The following is a 6,659-nucleotide window of genomic DNA, read 5'->3' as shown; positions in this document are numbered from 1 at the left end:
ATTTCTGTCCCTTCAGATGTCCTTGTGGTTCTTCTCCTTGTTCTCGTTCGCATTGATCTCGGCCCGCACTGACCTTGGCCTGCATTGACCTCGGCTCGTGCTCACCTTGGCGCCTGCGGCGTGGATCGATATGTCCGAACGTCGCGCTTTTGCGTGGTCTATGCCGTGACCGAGGCGGTCTGCCTCGTGCGGTCTGTCGCTGTCTGAAGGCGGCGATCGTCTGTCGGTGGTGAGGAGTCATCCTTTTATTCTGGCGTTTTTCGCCGCTGCCCCTTGGTTTTCGGGCGCTTCAGCCCAATGTAGGCGGCAAGTCTGCTTGCCAGTAGGCATGGGGATTCATAGAATCTCTCCCTTATTTTTTGAAGTTGCAATCACAGAACGCTCCCGTCGGTAGAGGATCATCTATGCAAGTTTCCGTTGAGACGACATCCCAGATCGAACGTCGCATCACCGTCCAGGTGCCGGCGAGCGAGGTCGATCAGGCCGTTGCCGCTCGTCTGCAAGACACCGCCAAGCGCGTTCGTCTGAATGGTTTTCGTCAAGGCAAGATCCCGATGGCCGTCGTGCGCCAGCGTTTCGGTCAGGACGTGCGCAACGAAGTGGTCAGTGAGCTGATGCGTCAGCACTACGTGCGCGCCATCACCGAAGAGAGCCTCAACCCGGCCGGCTACCCCTCGATCGAACCGACCGTCAATCAGGACGGCAAGGATCTCGAGTTCGTGGCCACGCTGGAAGTGTACCCGGAGATCGAGCTTCAGAGCATCGCCGGTACCGAGGTCGAGCGTCCGCAGACCGAGATCACCGAAGCCGACATCGATCAGATGATCGAGACCCTGCGCACCCAGCGCGCCGAGTTCCAGCCGGTCGAGCGTGGCGCCGAGATGGGCGATCAGGTCAAGATCGACTTCGAGGGCTTCCTCGGTGACGAGCCGTTCGAGGGCGGCGCCGCCGAAGGGCACGAACTGGAGCTGGGCTCCAACCGTTTCATCCCGGGCTTCGAAGAACAGCTCGTGGGCGCCAGCGCCGGCGAAGAGAAGCGCATCCAGGTGACCTTCCCGGAAGATTACCAGGCCGAGCATCTGGCCGGTCAGGAAGCGACCTTCGCGGTCAAAGTGCACGAGGTGTCGGCCAAGACGATGCCGGAAGTCGATGCCGAGTTCATCAAGGCGTTCGGCGTCGATGATGGTGACTTCGACAAGTTCCGCGCCGAAGTCAAGAGCAACATGGAGCGCGAGGTCAATCAGGCCACGCAGAATCGCGTCAAGCAGCAGGTGCTCGAGGCGCTGCAGGCGGCCAACGAAGTCAGCGTGCCGCAGTCGCTGATCGACCAGGAGACCGATGGTCTCAAGCGTCAGGCAGCACAGCAGTTCGGCCTGGGCGAAGATTTCGACGTCAGCCAGCTGCCCAATGAGCTGTTCGCCGATCAGGCGCGCAACCGGGTCAAGGTCGGCCTGCTGCTGGCCGAAGTGATCAAGCAGAACGAACTCGAGGCGAGCGACGACGAGATCCGTGCCCGCGCTGAGGAGCTGGCGACCCAGTACCAGCAGCCGGAGCAGGTGATCGAGCAGTATCTCAAGAACGACGAGCTCAAGAACCAGATCAAGTCCGCGGTGCTCGAAGACAAGGCCGTTGACAAGCTGCTGGCGCAGGCCCAGGTTAAAGACGTGAGCATGAGCTATGAAGATGTGCTGCAGTCCGCTCAACAATCGGACGACGCGGCCGATGAAGATGAGAGCGAAGAGAGCGATTCCAAAGCATAAACGCTGCTTGGTAAGCGACGGGCCCCGGCAAGATGCCGGGGTTCGGCGGTGGTTGGCGGCGGCAAAGTGGGTTCGCGGCCACCGCCTAGAGGAGTGTGACACTCACCAGATGCAAGGAAATCGCGATGCGTAACGAGTTCGACATCAGTAATGCCGGCGGCCTGGTTCCGATGGTCGTGGAGCAGAGTGCGCGCGGCGAGCGGTCTTACGACATCTACTCCCGGCTGCTCAAGGAGCGTGTCATCTTCCTGGTCGGCCAAGTCGAAGACTACATGGCCAATCTGGTGGTGGCGCAGCTGCTCTTCCTGGAGTCGGAGAATCCGGACAAGGATATCCACCTCTACATCAACTCTCCTGGTGGCTCGGTCACCGCGGGCATGTCGATCTACGACACCATGCAGTTCATCAAGCCGGACGTATCGACCGTGTGTATCGGTCAGGCGGCGAGCATGGGGGCACTCCTGTTGACCGGGGGCGCCAAGGGCAAGCGCTACTGTCTGCCGCACTCGCGCATGATGATTCACCAGCCGCTGGGCGGCTATCAGGGGCAGGCTTCCGACATCGAGATCCATACCCGGGAGATTCTGACGATTCGTCACAAGCTCAACCGGATTCTGGCCGATCACACCGGACAGGATATCGACAAGGTGGCCCAGGACACCGACCGTGACAATTTCATGGATGGCGACCAGGCCGTAGAGTACGGGCTGATCGACGCCAAGCTGGATAAGCGCCCGGTATCCTGATAGCGTTTTGAGTCAAGGTTTCACACGGCGATGCTCGGCATCGCCGTCCTGACGAGGTACACGAATGGCCGACGGTAAAGGCAAAGACGACAACGGCAAGCTGCTCTACTGCTCGTTCTGCGGCAAGAATCAGAACGAGGTGCGCAAGCTGATCGCAGGTCCGTCCGTCTACATCTGTGACGAGTGTGTCGATCTGTGCAACGACATCATCCGCGAAGAGGTGCTGGAAGCCGACGCCGAGAGCGATGAGGATCGCCTGCCGGTACCCCGTGAGATCCGCAATACGCTGGATGACTACGTCATCGGCCAGGATCGCGCCAAGATGGTGCTGTCGGTGGCGGTCTACAACCACTACAAGCGGCTGCGTGGCGGCGGCAAGAGTGGTGGCAAGAATGACGACATCGAGCTGGGCAAATCGAACATCCTGCTGATCGGTCCGACCGGCAGCGGCAAGACCCTGCTGGCGGAGACGCTGGCGCGGCTGCTCAACGTGCCGTTCACCATCGCCGATGCGACCACGCTCACCGAAGCAGGGTATGTCGGCGAGGATGTCGAGAACATCATCCAGAAGCTGCTGCAGAAGTGCGACTACGACGTCGAGAAGGCGCAGCGCGGCATCGTCTACATCGACGAGATCGACAAGATTTCGCGCAAGTCGGACAACCCGTCGATTACCCGTGACGTCTCGGGTGAAGGGGTCCAGCAGGCGCTGCTCAAGCTGATCGAGGGCACTACCGCCTCGGTGCCTCCCCAGGGCGGGCGCAAGCATCCGCAGCAGGAGTTCCTGCAGGTCGATACCGGCAATATCCTGTTCATCGTCGGCGGTGCCTTCGCCGGTCTGGACAAGGTGATCCGCGATCGCGCCGAGAAGGGCGGCATCGGCTTCAACGCCACGGTCAAGAGTAAAGAGAGCGACAAGGGCGTCGGTGACGTGCTGGCCAATGTCGAACCCGAAGATCTGGTCAAGTTCGGCCTGATCCCCGAGTTCGTCGGTCGTCTTCCGGTGATCGCCACGCTCACAGAGCTGACCGAAGAGGCGCTGATCCAGATTCTCGTCGAGCCCAAGAACTCGCTGGTCAAGCAGTACTCACGCCTGTTCGAGATGGAAAACGTCGAGCTCGACTTCCGTGAGGACGCGCTGCGCGCCGTGGCGCACAAGGCGATGGAGCGCAAGACCGGTGCTCGTGGTCTGCGCTCGATTCTGGAATCGGTGCTGCTGGAGACGATGTACGACGTGCCGTCTCTCGAAGGTGTGACCAAGGTGGTAATCGATGGGTCCGTCATTTCGGGTGATAGCGAGCCGCTGCTGATCTACTCCAAGCAGGAAGAGAGCCGGGTCGCCAACAAGGACGGCTGACGCCTCCGCGTTGACGTCTCGACTCAGGGAAGGGGCCCTCAGGGGCCCCTTTTTGCATGTCGGGACCGCTTGCCTGCCGGGACCACGATGCCCTCGGCCGTGCAGCGGCGTTGGCGTGTCCCTTTGATGTCGGGGGCATGACATCATCGTGTCAGGTCAAGGTCGCTTCCCCCTTGGAACCCGGCGGACTCGCCCCCACGTACCCCGCTATTGCCGCTCTGGTGGCTCACCCATCCGAACGTTTGTCGAGGAAATGCTGTAATGGCGCAGAGCTCAGACCAGACACTCAAACTTCCGCTGCTGCCGCTGCGCGACGTGGTGGTGTATCCGCAGATGGTCATCCCGCTGTTCGTCGGACGCGAGAAGTCGATCCGTGCGCTCGAGACGGCCATGGAGAGCGACAAGCGCGTCCTGCTGGTCGCCCAGCGTGAAGCGGCGCATGACGACCCGGGTGCCGATGACCTGTTCGGCGTCGGTACCGTCGCCGATATCAAACAGCTGCTGAAGCTGCCCGATGGTACGGTGAAGGTGCTGATCGAAGGCGCCTTCCGCGTCGACGTGCAGCGCGTGGTCGAGGAAGAGGGTGGCTATATCGCTGCCGATGCCACGCCGCGCGACAGCGAGCCGCTCAGCGAGCGCGAGCAGGAGTCGCTGGTTCGGGTGCTGCTCAATCAGTTCGAGCAGTATGTGAAGCTGTCCAAGAAGGTGCCCAGCGAGGTGCTCTCCTCACTGCAGGAGATCGAGGATCCCAGCCGTCTCGTCGACACCATCTGCGCACATCTGTCATTGAAGATCGATGACAAGCAGGAGCTGTTGGAGATGGATCGCGTGCGCGATCGCATCGAGCACCTGATGGCACTGATCGAGTCCGAAATCGACCTGCTGCAGGTCGAGAAGCGGATCCGGTCGCGGGTCAAGGACCAGATGGAGAAGTCCCAGCGCGAGTACTATCTCAACGAGCAGATGAAGGCCATCCAGAAGGAGATGGGCGAGCTCGAGAACGTGCCCAACGAGGCCGAGAAGTACGAGCAGCGCATCCAGGAAGCGGGCATGCCGCAGGAGGCCGTGGACAAGGCGACTCAGGAGCTCAACAAGCTCAAGATGATGTCGCCGACCTCTGCCGAGGCCACGGTGGTGCGCTCCTATCTCGACTGGGTGCTCTCGGTACCGTGGAAGAAGCGCACCCGGGTCAAGCATGATCTGCCGTTGGCGGCCAAGGTGCTCGACGAGGATCATCATGGCCTCGAAGAGGTCAAGGAGCGCATCCTTGAGTATCTCGCGGTGCAGAAGCGGGTCAAGAAGCTCAAGGGCCCGGTGCTGTGTCTGGTCGGTCCGCCGGGCGTGGGCAAGACGTCGTTGGGGCAGTCGATTGCGCGGGCGACCAATCGCCGCTACGTGCGTCTGGCCCTGGGTGGCGTGCGCGACGAGTCCGAGATTCGCGGCCATCGGCGCACCTACATCGGGTCACTTCCGGGCAAGCTGATCCAGCGCATGAGCAAGGCCGGGGTGCGCAATCCGCTGTTCCTGCTCGACGAGGTCGACAAGATCGGCATGGATCACCGTGGTGACCCTGCCTCGGCGCTGCTCGAGGTGCTCGATCCGGAGCAGAACGACAAGTTCAACGATCACTATCTGGAGCTCGACTACGATCTCTCCGATGTGATGTTCATCTGCACTGCCAACTCGATGAATATCCCTGGGCCGCTGCTCGATCGCATGGAGGTGATCCGGCTGCCGGGCTACACCGAAGACGAGAAGCTGGCCATCGCCAAGCGCTACCTGATTCCCAAGCAGCTCAAGGCCAACGGGCTCAAGGACCAGGAGCTGACTTTCGGTGACGAGGCGGTACTCGAGCTGATTCGCTACTACACTCGTGAGGCGGGTGTGCGCGAGCTCGAGCGGCAGATCGCCAAGGTGTGCCGCAAGGTGCTGCGCGAGCGCCTGGAAGCGGAGAAGGGCCAGGGTGCCCAGGCGGGTCAGACTCTGGCAGCAGCAGATATTGATCGCTACGCCGGCGTGCGCCGCTACAGCTACGGTCTGGCCGACCAGGACGATCAGGTGGGGCGCGTCACCGGCCTGGCATGGACCTCGGTGGGTGGCGAACTCCTCTATATCGAATCCGTTGTGACTCCGGGCAAGGGTCGTCTCAACAAGACCGGCTCGCTGGGTGACGTGATGAAGGAGTCGGTCAGCGCTGCCCATACGGTGGTGCGCGCGCGGGCCCCACAGCTGGGTATCGATCCAGAGCGCTTCGAGAAGGAAGACTTGCATATCCATGTGCCTGAGGGCGCCACCCCCAAGGATGGCCCCAGCGCCGGTATCGGCATGGTCACCGCGATGATCTCGGCTTACAGCGGGCGCGCCGTTCGCTGCGATGTCGCCATGACCGGCGAAGTCAATTTGCGCGGCGAAGTGATGCCGATCGGCGGCCTGAAGGAGAAATTGCTGGCTGCACGGCGCGGTGGTATAAAGACCGTGCTCATTCCCGAAGAGAATCGTCGGGACCTCAAAGAGGTGCCTGACAACATCAAGAGCGCGTTGGATATCCGTCCTGTGAAATGGATCGACGAAGTGCTGGCGGTGGCCTTGACGAACCCGCTGGAAGCCGATGAAAAGCGTGCCGACGATGCCGCTTCATCGCAGGCCAATGTCAGCACACATTGATCGAATTCCGGCGAGAATTCGAGGCGTGAAGTCAGACGTGACGCGGTTTTTCTCGAGATCTTGATTGACAGCATAATTGGAGCATTGCTATAAAATGCCCACTTGTTGTGATCGCTATCGCAGTTAGAGATT

General features: G+C 61.1%; 4 protein-coding genes. All 4 read left to right on the top strand.

Annotated features, from left to right (window positions below; translation table 11 throughout):
* Nucleotides 1-404: 404 nt before the first annotated feature.
* The 4 genes from tig (at nt 405) to lon (ending at nt 6,527) form a co-directional block, all read left to right on the top strand.
* A complete protein-coding gene (tig, locus tag J0A90_RS02535) occupies nt 405-1,760 on the top strand; it encodes a trigger factor (RefSeq protein WP_207035920.1) in 1,356 nt (451 codons plus the stop codon).
* Nucleotides 1,761-1,885: 125 nt separating this feature from the next.
* Nucleotides 1,886-2,506 (top strand): ATP-dependent Clp endopeptidase proteolytic subunit ClpP, encoded by a 621-nt coding sequence (gene clpP, locus J0A90_RS02530; RefSeq protein WP_035471683.1) that lies wholly within the window; start codon nt 1,886-1,888, stop codon nt 2,504-2,506.
* A 64-nt stretch (nt 2,507-2,570) separates the two neighbouring features.
* Entirely contained in the window at nt 2,571-3,863 is a 1,293-nt protein-coding gene (gene clpX / locus J0A90_RS02525; RefSeq protein ID WP_207035918.1) for an ATP-dependent Clp protease ATP-binding subunit ClpX, read from the top strand.
* A 261-nt stretch (nt 3,864-4,124) separates the two neighbouring features.
* Nucleotides 4,125-6,527 carry an endopeptidase La gene (lon, locus tag J0A90_RS02520; RefSeq protein WP_207035916.1) on the top strand — a complete coding sequence of 801 codons (2,403 nt, stop codon included), beginning with the start codon at nt 4,125-4,127 and terminating at the stop codon, nt 6,525-6,527.
* The last annotated feature ends 132 nt before the right edge of the window (nt 6,528-6,659 follow it).

It is taken from the genome of Salinicola sp. DM10, assembly GCF_017306975.2.
Lineage (GTDB): Bacteria > Pseudomonadota > Gammaproteobacteria > Pseudomonadales > Halomonadaceae > Salinicola.
Note: the sequence above shows the minus strand (reverse complement) of the source record. Positions and strands in the feature narration are given on the sequence as shown.

What these genes read in the sequence shown, in the direction of transcription:
- tig (WP_207035920.1), top strand. Translation starts at nt 405, where the DNA reads ATGCAAGTTTCCGTTGAGACGACATCCCAGATCGAACGTCGCATCACC.
- clpX (WP_207035918.1), top strand. Translation starts at nt 2,571, where the DNA reads ATGGCCGACGGTAAAGGCAAAGACGACAACGGCAAGCTGCTCTACTGC.
- lon (WP_207035916.1), top strand. Translation starts at nt 4,125, where the DNA reads ATGGCGCAGAGCTCAGACCAGACACTCAAACTTCCGCTGCTGCCGCTG.
- clpP (WP_035471683.1), top strand. Translation starts at nt 1,886, where the DNA reads ATGCGTAACGAGTTCGACATCAGTAATGCCGGCGGCCTGGTTCCGATG.